A 13,411-nucleotide genomic window follows, 5' to 3' on the forward strand; every position below is an offset into this window, starting at 1 on the left:
TCCCGCATCATTTTCCAACTCAAACCCCACCTGACGACCAAGGAGCCGCAATGACGACCATTATTGTTTTTTCCCACCTCCGCTGGGATTTTGTATACCAACGGCCACAGCATCTCCTGTCCAGACTGGCGGAAAATTACAAAATTGTCTTCATTGAAGAGCCGATTTTTCATGAGCATGACAGTTTCCTCGAAACATCCATGCCCAGCCCGAACGTAACCGTACTCAAACCTCACACGCCGGTTGCGGCGCCCGGCTTTCATGACGAGCAATTGCCGCACCTGATCAAGCTGATGCGCCAGTCGGTCGGTATCGATGAAGAACATATGGCATGGTTCTACACTCCTATGGCGTTGCCGTTATTGCAGGAGTTAAACCCCTCCCTGGTGATTTACGACTGCATGGATGAGCTCGCCGCTTTCAAGAATCCTCCCAAGCAGATGCTTCAGCGCGAGAATGCATTGCTGAAAGTGGCCGACATTGTTTTCACCGGAGGTCCCAGCCTTCATCGTGCAAAGCGGGAGCGTCACAAAAACGTCCACTGCTTCCCGAGCAGTGTCGATACGGCGCACTTTGAACAGGCACGCGACCGTAGCAATGCACACCCCGCACACGAGGATATACCCGGGCCAAGGCTGGGCTATTATGGGGTAATAGACGAGCGTCTCGATACAGAACTCATCGGGCGAGTTGCTGATGCACATCCACAGTGGCACATCATTCTTGTCGGACCGATCGTAAAAATAGATCCATCCACGCTACCACGTCGTCATAATATCCATTATTTGGGGCAGCAATCGTACAAAGTGCTGCCACATTTTCTGGCTGGCTGGAATGTCTGTCTACTACCGTTTGCACTGAACGAATCGACCCGTTTTATAAGCCCCACGAAAACGCTCGAGTACATGACAGCCGAACTGCCTATAGTGAGCACGGCGGTCACTGACGTTGTGGCGCTTTATGGAGAGGTTGTAACAATCGCGGAAACGCCGCTGGCCTTTATCAAAGCCTGTGAGAATGCGTTACTGACCACGCCCGAAGAGCATAAAAGAACAGTTGTCAGGATGAGGGAAATGGTTTCGGCAACGTCCTGGAATAGGACAGCGGAAAAAATGCACGAGCTGATGCAACTCGCGAGTGCACAGAAAGAAGAGTCGATGGGCATCGCACGGTCACAGGTAGAGCTGAATATGCCTATTCGCCACATTGTTCAGCCAGCGTTGGCGGAAAACAAAAAATGCGTCATTATCGGTGCGGGCCCCACCGGACTGAGCGCTGCCTATCACCTTGACGAAGAGACCCTGTTGCTGGACAAGAACCCGATAGTCGGAGGATGGTGCCGGTCGATCGAGGACAAAGGCTTTACCTTTGATCACGCTGGACACATCATGTTTTCGAACGATGCCTATGTCCACCAGCTCTACAAGATTTTACTTGGCAACAACGTCCACTGGCAGAATCGTGAAGCCTGGGTCTACAGCAAAGGTGTCCATACCCGTTATCCCTTCCAGGGCGCCCTGCACGGCCTGCCGCCCGCTGTAATCAAAGACTGTATTGTTGGGGCAATCGAATCACGCTATGGTGCCTTGAAGAATTCTGGATCCAAACCGGTAACGAGCGCTTGCCAAGCGGTAGATGGCGCAGCCGCAGTGCTATCCGACTGTTGCGCTGACGGAACTACGCTTGAAGCTGGCACAACGTCGTCATCTGATGAAGCGGCCGTGACAAGAAACAGATCGGAAAATTTCGAGGATTTCATTTACCGGATGTGGGGCTCGGGTATAGCGAAACATTTTGCCATCCCCTACAACAAAAAGCTTTGGACGGTGCCTTTGGCGGAAATGGAAACGTCATGGCTTGGAGGCCGCGTTCCCTTGCCGGATCTGGAAGAAATAATTGAAGGGGCCCTGCGTCCTGTCGCCAAGCCGATGGGGCCCAATGCACGCTTCGGCTACCCGTTGCGCGGAGGTTTTCAAGCAATGATGTCCGGATTTATTCCCCATATTAAAGGCGCCATTGAACTCAATGCCGATGTCGTTCACATATCACCGGATCAGCATTTGATTACGCTCGGCGATGGGCGGCGTTATCGATATGAGAATCTGATCAGTACCATGCCGTTGCCTGAGCTCATCCACCGTATAGGCGACGACGCGCCTCCACGGGTCAGAGACGCTGCGGCTGCGTTGCGCCATGTATCGGTACGCTGCGTCAATCTCGGCATTGGTCGCGAAAACATTACCGACAAACACTGGATTTACTATCCTGAAGATACGATTTTCCACCGTATTTTTCTTCAGGGTAATGCAAGCCCCGGTTGCAATCCACCGGGCGGATTCGGCCTTACATGCGAAATATCCTACTCGCCAGCCAAACCGCTTCCAGTAGAGGGGCAGGCGCTGATCGACCGGTGCGTAGAGGATTGCATCAACGTCGGAATATTGACTCGCGGCGATAAACTGGTGACTGCAAACACGATTGATATGCCATATGCTTACGTCGTATATGATCACGTCAGAAAACAAAACGTTGAAACGATCAAGGGATGGCTTTCGGAACACGATATTATCCTCGCTGGCCGCTACAGCGAGTGGGAATATTACAACTCCGATCACGCTTTTCTGGCGGGAAAAAAAGCGGCGGAGTCAGTCAAGCAACTGAGACCCATAGAGAAAATTTGCGTGGCGGAATAGCCGTGACTTATTTTTAAACATGATAATAGACGCCCACATCCATTGTTCTGGCGAAGAACAGGTAGACGATGTTCTACAGGCCCTGGATGCGGCGGCAGTCGACAAGGCAATTTTACTTGCGCCATTTTTAAGCGGAAATTATTCGCTGCATGACAGGACCACGCTACGGTCCGCCAACCAGTATCTCGCCCGGCTCATCGCCCACCACAGGGACAGATTGATCGGATTCGCAGTGGTCAATCCTTCGCTCGACAATGCATCTGAAGATTTGCGCCATGCGCATGACCTTGGCCTTACCGGTCTAAAAATGGTTCCTGCGGGCTGGTACCCCTATGATGATTGCGCACATCGCATTTATGAAGCGGCATCCCGCCTGAAAATACCGATCCTGTTTCATAGCGGAATTTTCATTGATGGAAAATCCGGCCGTTTCTGCCGCCCCGCGTTTTATGAAGCTGTACGGGATCATCCGGATTTACGCGTTACCCTGGCTCACCTCGGATGGCCATGGTCCGATGAGGCAAATGCTGTCGGTTTGATTGATCTTATTAATGGCGTGCCACCTGATAACAGCCAGTTTCGCTTCGACGTTTCATTTGGTGCGCCTCCGGTTTACCGTCTGGAAGTGCTGAGAAAGGCAATCGCGGTCCTGACACCCGAATTGTTGCAATTCGGCAGCGATGTATTTTTGCCATGTAGCGGCGAGTTGATTAAAAGCCGCATCAGTGACGTTTCAGACTTGCTGGAGCGCCTCGATATAGACAAACGCAGCCGCCAACGAATTATGGGGGGGACAGCGGCCGCCTGGCTGGGGATAAATTGACATGAAAATAATATCCACTACGGAACGGCCGATTAACCTGCTCCAGATTATTGGAGGCTCCATCGTCGGCGGAATGGAAAATTACGTCCTGCGGCTGCTACAGCGTTTGCCCGGCGATGCATTTCATGTCACTTGCTTGTGTATAGCCGAGAGCCGCTTTACCGCTCAACTGCGCGATATTGGTTGCAGTGTCCATACGACGCCCATGACTGATGAGCCTGAGTGGCAATCCCTCCAGCTTGGGGTTAGCCTGATACGCGCCGAGGCCATAGACGTCATACATGCGCACCTTCCCAATGCGCATTTGCTCGCAGGTATCCTGGGCAGGATAACCGAGAGGCCAGCATTGGCAACAATTCATGGCCGCTATCTGCATATACGTGATTTTGAAGTGCATAAGCTGATGCAAACCCATATCTGCGTAGTTGCGAAATCGGCCTATTTTCATGCATTGAACCTCGGCGTTCCGGCGAGTAAATTGCGGTTTATTGCAAATGGAGTTGATACGGAAATTTTCCATCCTATGGCCAAGACGGATTATCTCCATTCCATTATTAATGTTTCCCCTGCAACCCCACTCATTGGATTTATAGGGCGCTTGTCACATGAAAAAGGTCCGGAAGTATTTGTACAAGTTGCCAGCATGGTCCATAAGAAATGTGAAAAATATCATTTTGTGCTCGTGGGCGATGGGCCCATGCGGCAGAAACTGAAGGATGACATCGATAATATGGGTCTGAATGGTTATGTTCACATGGCCGGCCTTCAAAGTGATATGCCTCAGGTTTATTCCTCTCTCGATCTTGTGGTTTCGACTTCTTATTCCGAAGCGATGCCTCTTGCCATAATAGAAGCAATGGCATCGGGGCTGCCGGTAATCGCAACAAATGTCGGTGGCGTAATCGACATTGTCGAGGTAGGGCGCACCGGATTGCTGAACGGCGTTGGCGACCTGAACGGCATGGCAAATAATATCGTAACCATGATGTCGGATGAATCCGCGCGGATAGAAATGGGAAAGGCAGCCCGAAAACGGACTGAAGCGAATTTTGAACTCACCAACAGCGTCGGCCAAACCTCCGAGCTATTAAGTTCTCTTACCCAAATCGGATATCAGGGCGAGCGCAGCATCGGGCAGTACTGAACATTTACCGATATAGCCGGTTATCCTGGTTTTCCATGGAATTGCTTCTGTGCGGCGCAACTTCAGCGCCAGCATTAGAGAGTAGCCGGTTTTTTCGTGATCCGTGAGTATGAGAATATATCCAGGTGAACTCAACCCCGAGTAGAAAAATCTGAGCCGAGTAATAAACCCACACCAGCACAACCACGAGCGACCCCGCAGCGCCAAATCCTGAGCTAATGGCGCTTTTCCCGATATAGAGACCGATCAATAGCTTGCCCACGGTAAACAGCAGCGCCGTCACGGTTGCCCCTGCCCAAACATCCCGCCAGTGTATTTTGACCTTTGGCATAAATTTGTAAAGCATCGCGAACGCTACGATCGTAACAGCCAGGCTGAAAATAAAATTTACCACGGTCGCCAGCATTTCGAGATCGGAAAATAAAGGTCCCCACCACTTTCCCAATGCCGCCACCGCGGCGCTGAACACAAGCGAAACCATCAGTAAAAAACCGATTCCAAGTACAACGCCAAAAGACAACAAACGCGACCTGATCAACGCCCATATACCTCCTTTCTTATCTTTTCCGGGTGCGCGCCAGATACGATCGAATGCGTCCTGTAATTCGCCGAACACGGTTGTCGCGCCGATTACGAGCAGTACTATTCCAATAATCGTCCCAGCCGCGCCCTCTTCCGGCTTGCTGACACTTTTAAGCAGGCTCTGCACGGCCTCGGCTCCCTGCTCGCCCATCAAACCCCGTAGTTGACCAAAAATTTCGCCGCGCACCGCATCTTCGCCGAAGACAAGCCCCGCGGTTGAAATCACGATCAGCAGCAGCGGCGCTATCGAAAACATGGTGTAGTAAGCCAATGCAGCGCCCATGCTCGGCGCATAATCATCGAGCCATGATGAAAAAGAAGCGCTGACCAAATTCCATGCTTGCTTGATATTCACGACGTCATCCTCTTCCTCTTGGCCGCCCTCCGATGCACGGGGAGAAACGCGATGATTCTACGTACGCCCATCGGGGAAAAGAACCTGTAAAGGGTCACCTCCTCGCACAAAAGTATACGGCTTACCCAATCACCATAGCGGAAACGGCGCAATCGATATGTACGGCATTGCACAGACCGCTTCGGGTCGCGGAACGGATTTCTGATGGCTCTGGATCAATGCGTGGGGTTCCGCCAACCGAAGAGCAACAGCTTTCGCCTTCAGGTCTGATTACGCCGATTTATAAATCTGGTAGGCGGGATCCGGCGAGCCGGGCAACAGCTGGAAGTTATCCAGGATGTACTGGTGGATTAGCGGATGTGTATTACGGAAACGCAACTCCTCTCGCCCATCGAGCGGCAGATCGTATATCAAAATAAAGCCGGGGTCAGCGGCGCGGATGCGTTCGATCTCCAGCTGTTGATAAACTTCATTTCGCGGAAACAGCGCATAGATCTCCCACGTGGGAGATTTTCTTTCCAGCAGTGGATAGGCTCCGGGCCAAAAAGGGGTGGCAACAAAGCTTCGATCATGTGGCGCATATTCATCAGCCAGCTTTCGAAGCAGGCGGACATCGCCCGCTATATCTGGAGTAACGTTCAGCTCGCTGCCGGAAACTTCGATATTCACGCAGTGCTTGCTGGTGTCACATTGCCAGCCTGGATGAAAGACAAGCATCACCCATAGACTTGCCCCGCACAGCAAGAATACCCCAGGCCACTTGATCCTGGCGGGTTGCGCGGCCAGCAGCGCCAGACAGCCCACCAATAATGGAAAAATGCCCTGTGCGAGATGACCGACATCAGCGCGGGAATAAGCATAATGCGCGTAAGGCAGCGCCAGAAATGCGGTTGCAACCAGCACTGGCGCAACCGCATTTTGACTGAATTTTTGCCAGGTCACCCATGCGATTGTAATGACACCAAATGTGATTGCCCCGATAAAAAAAAGGCCGACCAGTACTCCACGAATCGCTTCGCCGACAGATGCTGAGCCGAATTGCGCTGTCCACGGCCAGGGAATAGGCAAAGGAAGATTAGTGGCCTTGACTTCGAACAGGAAGAGGATGCTTTTCCAAAAGGCGATCGCAAAACCCGGCACTAGCCACACCATGAGAAGCACGGGGGCAAAGCCAACGATTACGCCCGCAGCCCAGAGCAAAAACCCCTGGATAAATCCTGGCTGATCCACTTGCCTGATTGTTAGCCAGGTCATGACGCCAAGACTACCCATGACACCATATACGCCATGATTGCGGCCAAAAACAGCTACCAGGCCTACACATGCGCCAGCAAAAAAATAACGCATGCTGGTTGGATTGCGAATCAGGAAGGTCAACCCACCGATCAGCAGAATGGACAGTGAAATATCGAACAGCTTATGGCGCGGAAACATCCATAGCGCAAGCGTACCGGCCGCAAGCAACAGGTAGACCAAGCTCTGGCTTTTAGTACTTCGAGCAATCAGAAGCAAGCCGGCGAATAGTCCAATCACTTGAAAAACCGCCACCGCGCCACGCAAAGCCATAATGCCGTTGTCGCCCCACAAGCTCATGAGCGAGGCAGACCAGTAATAACGGCCCGGATCGTAGGACATGAAATCCCGGATTGGTACTTCGCCCAGCATCACGCGCTGCGCGCCGTACCAGAGATAACCCTCGTCCCACAGGCTGAAGCCCTTATGCCCTTGCCATAAAAAGAGAGCAAGTACAACAGCGCTGGAAAGAACCAGTATTGACGATGCTTGAAGTGTTTTGAGCGTGTTTCCTTGATGCTTGCTGAACATTGATGTCGACGGGCCTAAGGCCGGGGGAAACAAGGCAATTATTATTGCATGATTTTATCCTTGTCCAACTCCATCCTTATCGCCCCTCGTCCGTCCACAGGAGCTTTTTGCAAGACGTTATGCAGCAAATCTTTGATTACGGGCAATCTCCATTGCATACTGCCGTTGTCATATTCTTCGGAAAGGTTCCGAGAGGTTTCAAGAAGGCGTTAAAAAAAATTAAGTGGTGTTTAGCTCACAAAGCCAACGCGACGCACGGGTTACCCCCCGTTATGCGAATTAGATGATAATCGGCCTTCCGGGTTTTATTTTCAAAAAAAGAAAACCAGATGACACAGATAGCATTTGCATGAAGCTATATGCCAGCGGCAATTTTCATAGATCACATTTGTACTTCAGCCCAACCCTTGTCCAAGCCTGACGCTGGCAGGTACTTCCGCAAGCCTGATCTCACGATCTTTTTTTAAGCCGGGGCCAGCTTTGTCGCGATATTCATTATCCATTTTTTTTGGACTCTTACCATCCAGCTTGCCCGGTACCTGCTCGTGAATCTCACGATCTTTGTCCGAAACCGGCGCTTTTTCTCCCGCCGCAACACCAAAGCTGGAAACAGCTATGAAACAGGTAATAATGGAGGCGGAAATAGTTTTTATCATTTTTATATCTCCTTGTATTTTGACCTTGAAGCTTCAGGTGTATAACGGCCAGGCGATTAATAATGGCCGAGGCGGTCGGGGGCAGCGCCTTCTTAATACTCCCTTTTATCTCGATCAACGGTTGAATCCGTGCTGGATTTGGGCTCGTTTTTCATTTCGTCCCTGCTTCCTTTGCGATCCCCTTTTTTTGTTGCCGCGTCACTTTTATGGGGCTCGCCTTTTTTGATAACACCGTATTCCTGCCCTGTAGGCGTTTCGCCGCGCTTGTATTGATCACCCGCAGATTGCCCAGGCACGGGGCTGTCCATGGGCCCTTGCTGGGCATGAACCAAATTCGATGCAAAAAACGCCAGCACCAACCCGGCGATACTTAGTGCCACCCCGACGGAAGACAAAGAATGCGCCGCCCCCTTTTCCGATGTTGAAAGATAATTCATCACTTGCTCCTTGATCTCGCCAGCAATATTGCTGTGTACCAACGATACGTCATGTTAATCCGCGCATTCAGTGCGCTACCGCACGGGAGAAGCAAGGGGCGGCCTTAACCTGGCGGCGGCTCCCCTCCGGTGCCCTGGCATTTTATTTCCCACACCAGACGCGAGGATATCACCGCACCCATCCGATTGAAGGTGGGAATCGATTCCTCAGAAAGAAGCGTATATTCAGACATGCACAGATTTTTGGCATCGATATCCAGCCATTCGGCAGCCCTTTGCCTTGATTCCGGGCTGCCGTCGTATAAGCTTGTAAGGGAATAAACACTTGAACCATTTTCTATCCTGACAGGTTCGTGATCGTCCGCTGTCGAAGCGCAACCCGCCAGAGCAGGAAGGAGGAACAGGAAGATTTTCAGTGGGTTCAAAATCAGGAGTAATGGAGTTTGGGAGATCGAAAGTAGACGTGTGTTACATCTCGAGTGTTCATTATCGTCCCCTTAATTTACCGGTTATTCATGATTCCCATTTGTGCAACATAGGCTTCCAGGCCCAGGCCATGCAATAGGCCAAGTGGACTATTCGAATGGGGAGCGCGAAGAATAGCCGCCTATCCATGCAGGGCGTCGGACGCGAGAGTAAAAACTCGTGGCCAGGCATGAAGCATAGGCGGCATTTCACGAAGTGTAAGTAGGACCGATAACCGATACGCAGCCATCCGTAAGAAATTTAAGCTGCTTCCATGGATAAGTACCCGTGTTTACCGCTGAGTCCATGCTTGACTTTTCCTACTCAGCTTAATAAACGAGGTTTGAGCGAGCACTGTTGATCAAGTGGTGATATTATTTGATCGACCTCGATTAATAATGCCTCCCAAATGATTAGCTGCCGACTATCCGCCATTCTTGGAGCCAAGCGACTCAAAGTCGCCGATGTTTGCCGCGCAACGGGTATTGCCCGAGCCACGCTGGACAGGTACTACTATGACCGCGTAAACAGCTTTGATCGCGTGGTGTTGGAAAAGCTTTGCAGATTTTTACAAGTGAAACCAGGGGATTTGCTCATGATGACCGAGCAGAAAGACTTGTTTGAGACTTGGGTCGCACATGCCCCTGCTGCTGCGTTATCGACAGGAGATAAAGCATGATGGAGCGTGAAGTAAAACTTCTGCTTGACGCTAACGCGGTAAAACAGGTGCAGGTACATTACGCCATCATGTCCGATGGTTATATGGTTGTGATTGATGGCAAACCCCTGGAAACAGGAAAGCGTGAAACCCGCGAATTCAGGACACTTGATTCAGCGGCTAAATTGCTCTTCAAGATTGGAATTGCGAATTTTTCGGTTAAGCTCAAGACGAGCTGAAGTGCATTGATTCAGAGAATCATATCCGGCGGGCAGACGGGCGCCGACCGCGCCGCGCTGGATTGGGCTATAGCGAACAATATCCAACAGGGCGGCTGGTGCCCGGCTGGGCGGCGCGCAGAAGACGGGGTGATCCCCAATTTGTATTGCCTGCACGAAACGCCGCAGCGCGACTACCGGCAGCGTACAAAATGGAACGTGCGCGACAGCGATGCCACGCTGATCATCACGCCAGCGGCGGAACTCACTGGCGGATCACGGTTTACACAGGAATGGGCTCAGAAAATCAGTCGGCCTTGCTTGCATGTTTTTCGCTGCAATGAGTGGCCTGAATGGATCAGGATTTTCTTCGAAACAAACTCGATTGCAATACTGAATGTGGCAGGACCGCGTAGTTCAGGTGCAGCAGGAATTGAATATTTTGTTCATGAAGTGCTGGATGAAATGTTAGCCAAATCATCTAAAAAAACGTTCTTATGACATCGCACCAAAGATGACCATCAAATAATTGGGGTTTTTTATTTCGCATTTGGGATAATAAGGAAATAAGCCGCGGTTTCACTCGTGCCGGCATGAGACGTGGAAGAAATGCGGCCTGTTTCTTGTTATAACCTTCGACCCTCGACGCGTACGGTATTACCTTTCTCCAACCGAGCCAGCAGACCTATGAAGACCCCGAACAGAATCAAGCCACTCGTTGAAGAGGGGCTGGTGGACATGGTAGTCCGCCAGCTCATGAGCGGCAAAGAGGCCATCATCTACGTGGTCAAGTGCGGTGGCGATACTCGCTGTGCGAAGGTATATAAGGAAGCGCATCAACGCAGCTTTCGACAAGCCGCTTCCTACAAGGAAGGCCGTAAGGTAAAAAATAGCCGGCAGGCGCGCGCCATGGAGAAAGGTTCGCGGTACGGGCGTAAGATGCAGGAAGAAGTGTGGCAAAACGCCGAGGTCGATGCGCTATATCGTCTTGGCGCCGCCGGGGTGCGGGTGCCGCAACCTTATGGCTGTTTCGAAGGCGTGCTGCTAATGGAACTGGTGATGGATGCGGAGGGCAATGCAGCACCCCGGCTCCACGATGTGGAGCTCAATGAAGAGCTGGCGCTGGACTATTATGCAAAACTGCTTCACCAGGTTGTCCTCATGCTGTGCGCGGGAGTCATTCATGGTGACCTGTCTGAATATAATATCCTGGTCGACAGCGGCGGGCTCGTCATTATCGATTTGCCTCAGGCTGTCGACGCGGCAGGTAACAATAACGCCAGCGCGATGCTCGAGCGTGACGTCGCCAACCTGACGACATTTTTTAGCACCTTTGCGCCCCAGCTTGCCACTACCCAGTACGGCAAGGAAATCTGGGCCCTGTATCAGTCCGGGTTGCTTCGCCCTGATACGCCCCTCACTGGCCGTATAGAGGTTGATAACCGGCAGGCAGACGTTCGCGATGTCTTGCGAGAGATCGAGCAGGTAAAAAAAGAAGAGGAGACGCGGCTTCGGTTTCTGCAAGAGAGGGCAATGTCGAAATAGTGACGACCTTCCCTTGGTTTTTTTCCAAGGGTTGTGGCGCATGCGACCAAGCTGGTCAGCAGGGAACCGCATCGGGAATGTGAGCCGAATGTCGAGACTGGACTCACCCGCTCCCGCCTGATGGGTTACGCTCGCCCCCCGAAGGTTCCCTTGACGATTCCCGATCTTAAAAACTCATCAAGAAACCGTAGACACTATTATTTCTTATATGGCTTCTTGTCCATTACTTCCTGATCCCTGTATTCGTATTTCTCTCCCGGCGATAAATCCTTGGGAAACTGTTCTTTCATGACCTCAGAGGTTGAGCTTGGCTGCTTCCCATACTTGTCTCCATCCTTCTTATCTTGAGAAGATTTTGTATCTTGAGAAGATTTTGTATCTTGAGAAGATTTTGTATCTTGATAAGATTTTGTGTCCTTGTTCTTGTCTGATCCATCCGATCCAGCGACTGCGCTGAAGCTGCAAACAGCCGTGAAGGCGGTGAGAATAACGGTTGATATAAGTTTTTTCATTTCAATCTCCCAAGAGGTAGTTGTGGTGGTCGATAAAAGTATGAGCTTCAACATGCTTCTGTAGAAACGATACACACACCCCTCGGTGTTATCGGTACGCTACCGCACGATAGAGGATTGTGGCGGCACAATTGCCAAGAGCAATTGAAAACTCTTGACGAACTTGACGAACTTGATCAGCGGTGTAAACTTGTACTTCGTCAGGAGGAAATCAACATGCCAACCAAAACCATGCAACAAGGACAGGAAAGTCTCGATGAGATAGTGAATGATTTGTTTCCGAAAGAAGCGACCAAATTCTCGCGCGCGTTGAATGATCACATGGTTAACCTGGTCAATGAAATAGTTCAGGAGGTCGTGGCTGACACGCTTCAACGTACAGGAGCCGCCGCCACCGAAAAGTTTTCGTTACCCAGTCGTCAGACACATACGTCGGAGTCCGGCGCCCCGATTGACTGGACAACACTCCGGCCCGTAGGTGGAGGTGTTGCTACTGCCGAAAGGGAAGGCAGTCGTTTCAAGCAGGAAACCTGGTCCAGCGATGAAATGCTGACGTCTGATGAAGCAGCGAGCCGGATGAGCATGAGCCGTGAAGCCCTTAACAACCGTCGGAAATCAGGGCGGGCTTTAGCGCTTGAGGCAGGGAAGCGCGGCTATCGGTATCCTTCGTGGCAGTTTGAAGATGCGCTTATCCCTGCCATGCCCTATGTCTTGAAAGCACTGTCCTCTTTTGATCCCTGGGCGCAATATCTGTTTTTCAAGCAACCGGAGCCTTTACTGAAAGGTGAAGCACCGTTGAATTTGCTTCGCGAAGGCAAGCTGGACGAGGTGACGCGAGTGGCTCGCCTTTTGGCGGCGGAAGCGGATTGATGAAGGGCCTGCCAGCTTCTTTTCCTGCCACATTGCCGCTACACACTTTTACAGAGGCGGTTTTTTTTCGGATCTGTAAAACCTTGTATTCGAGCAGCGAACCTGGTTTTCGTGCGGCAGGTACTTATCGTTTTGATTCGCCGGATCAAAGCTTCGGCACCCTTTACTGTGCCCGCAACTTTAAAACCTGTTTTTTTGAGACGATTATTCGCGACCGTCCCGATCTAAAGATCCCCTCCGCTGACTACAACAACCGATCGGCGGTACAGTTGCTACTGGACACCCTCAAGTTAAGGCTCGTTGCCATTCATGGTGACGGGGCTCAAACACTTCGGCTTAACCTGGCAGAGCTTGCGGGCGGCGATTACACCTACCCGCAGGCGTTAGCGAAAGCAATCCATGACCACGCGAGTGAGCCGCATGGAATGGTATACCGTTCGCGTTTCGATGATGATGCTTTGGCGATGGTATTATTTGAGCGCGCCAAACCGCATGTCCGGATATTCCCAAGCAGTACGCCGGTTGCATTATTAAATGCGAAGGAACTTGGTGATGCAATTCGCAACACCGTTCCTTTCATTCTTATCTGACCTATTCTTGCGTCAGCCAACCAGTCACTTGAAAAAAAA

Annotated in this window: 14 protein-coding genes; 9 read left to right on the top strand and 5 right to left on the bottom strand. The window is 51.3% G+C overall.

Annotation, left to right across the window (positions count from 1 at the left end; all coding sequences use genetic code 11):
• The first annotated feature begins 50 nt into the window (after positions 1 to 50).
• The 3 genes from BUA28_RS01430 to BUA28_RS01440 are packed head-to-tail and all read left to right on the top strand — an operon-like array spanning position 51 to position 4,660.
• Positions 51 to 2,693, top strand: coding sequence for an NAD(P)-binding protein (locus BUA28_RS01430; protein ID WP_072766354.1), 2,643 nt, complete (start codon positions 51 to 53; stop codon positions 2,691 to 2,693).
• Positions 2,694 to 2,712: 19 nt separating this feature from the next.
• The gene (locus BUA28_RS01435; RefSeq protein ID WP_072766355.1) at positions 2,713 to 3,516 is read left to right on the top strand and encodes an amidohydrolase family protein; all 804 of its coding nucleotides are present in this window, start codon (positions 2,713 to 2,715) and stop codon (positions 3,514 to 3,516) included.
• Between the two features lies 1 nt (position 3,517).
• The gene (locus tag BUA28_RS01440; protein ID WP_072766356.1) at positions 3,518 to 4,660 is read left to right on the top strand and encodes a glycosyltransferase; all 1,143 of its coding nucleotides are present in this window, start codon (positions 3,518 to 3,520) and stop codon (positions 4,658 to 4,660) included.
• A gap of 4 nt (positions 4,661 to 4,664) precedes the next feature.
• On the opposite strand, the gene BUA28_RS01445 is transcribed toward BUA28_RS01440, so the two are convergent.
• The 4 genes from BUA28_RS01445 to BUA28_RS01465 all read right to left on the bottom strand — a co-directional run bounded on the left by BUA28_RS01445 (position 4,665) and on the right by BUA28_RS01465 (position 8,517).
• Positions 4,665 to 5,597: a YihY/virulence factor BrkB family protein gene (locus BUA28_RS01445; protein WP_072766357.1), complete on the bottom strand. Its 933-nt coding sequence runs from the start codon at positions 5,595 to 5,597 to the stop codon at positions 4,665 to 4,667.
• A gap of 270 nt (positions 5,598 to 5,867) precedes the next feature.
• Positions 5,868 to 7,421, bottom strand: a complete 1,554-nt coding sequence (locus tag BUA28_RS01450) for a hypothetical protein (RefSeq protein WP_072766358.1) — start codon at positions 7,419 to 7,421, stop codon at positions 5,868 to 5,870.
• A gap of 395 nt (positions 7,422 to 7,816) precedes the next feature.
• A complete protein-coding gene (locus BUA28_RS01460) occupies positions 7,817 to 8,077 on the bottom strand; it encodes a hypothetical protein (RefSeq protein WP_072766360.1) in 261 nt (86 codons plus the stop codon).
• Positions 8,078 to 8,169: 92 nt separating this feature from the next.
• Positions 8,170 to 8,517: a hypothetical protein gene (locus tag BUA28_RS01465; protein WP_143148407.1), complete on the bottom strand. Its 348-nt coding sequence runs from the start codon at positions 8,515 to 8,517 to the stop codon at positions 8,170 to 8,172.
• 871 nt (positions 8,518 to 9,388) lie between these two features.
• Here BUA28_RS01465 and BUA28_RS01475 point away from each other — a divergent pair.
• The 4 genes from BUA28_RS01475 to BUA28_RS01490 all read left to right on the top strand — a co-directional run bounded on the left by BUA28_RS01475 (position 9,389) and on the right by BUA28_RS01490 (position 11,400).
• Positions 9,389 to 9,658, top strand: coding sequence for a helix-turn-helix domain-containing protein (locus BUA28_RS01475; RefSeq protein WP_072766363.1), 270 nt, complete (start codon positions 9,389 to 9,391; stop codon positions 9,656 to 9,658).
• Positions 9,655 to 9,876: a hypothetical protein gene (locus tag BUA28_RS01480; protein ID WP_072766364.1), complete on the top strand. Its 222-nt coding sequence runs from the start codon at positions 9,655 to 9,657 to the stop codon at positions 9,874 to 9,876. The genes BUA28_RS01475 and BUA28_RS01480 overlap by 4 nt, the downstream gene beginning before the upstream one ends.
• A 6-nt stretch (positions 9,877 to 9,882) precedes the next feature.
• The gene (locus tag BUA28_RS01485; protein ID WP_072766365.1) at positions 9,883 to 10,356 is read left to right on the top strand and encodes a putative molybdenum carrier protein; all 474 of its coding nucleotides are present in this window, start codon (positions 9,883 to 9,885) and stop codon (positions 10,354 to 10,356) included.
• Between the two features lie 186 nt (positions 10,357 to 10,542).
• Positions 10,543 to 11,400, top strand: a complete 858-nt coding sequence (locus BUA28_RS01490) for a PA4780 family RIO1-like protein kinase (protein ID WP_072766366.1) — start codon at positions 10,543 to 10,545, stop codon at positions 11,398 to 11,400.
• A gap of 197 nt (positions 11,401 to 11,597) precedes the next feature.
• On the opposite strand, the gene BUA28_RS01495 is transcribed toward BUA28_RS01490, so the two are convergent.
• A complete protein-coding gene (locus BUA28_RS01495) occupies positions 11,598 to 11,912 on the bottom strand; it encodes a hypothetical protein (protein WP_072766367.1) in 315 nt (104 codons plus the stop codon).
• Between the two features lie 216 nt (positions 11,913 to 12,128).
• Between BUA28_RS01495 and BUA28_RS01500 the strand changes: the two genes are divergently transcribed.
• Together BUA28_RS01500 and BUA28_RS01505 are read left to right on the top strand one after the other, a co-directional pair.
• The gene (locus BUA28_RS01500; protein WP_072766368.1) at positions 12,129 to 12,782 is read left to right on the top strand and encodes a hypothetical protein; all 654 of its coding nucleotides are present in this window, start codon (positions 12,129 to 12,131) and stop codon (positions 12,780 to 12,782) included.
• Entirely contained in the window at positions 12,782 to 13,372 is a 591-nt protein-coding gene (locus BUA28_RS01505) for an RES family NAD+ phosphorylase (RefSeq protein WP_072766369.1), read from the top strand. The genes BUA28_RS01500 and BUA28_RS01505 overlap by 1 nt, the downstream gene beginning before the upstream one ends.
• Positions 13,373 to 13,411 lie beyond the last annotated feature (39 nt).

The sequence above is a fragment of the Nitrosospira sp. Nsp11 genome, assembly GCF_900142705.1.
In the GTDB taxonomy this organism is placed as follows: domain Bacteria; phylum Pseudomonadota; class Gammaproteobacteria; order Burkholderiales; family Nitrosomonadaceae; genus Nitrosospira.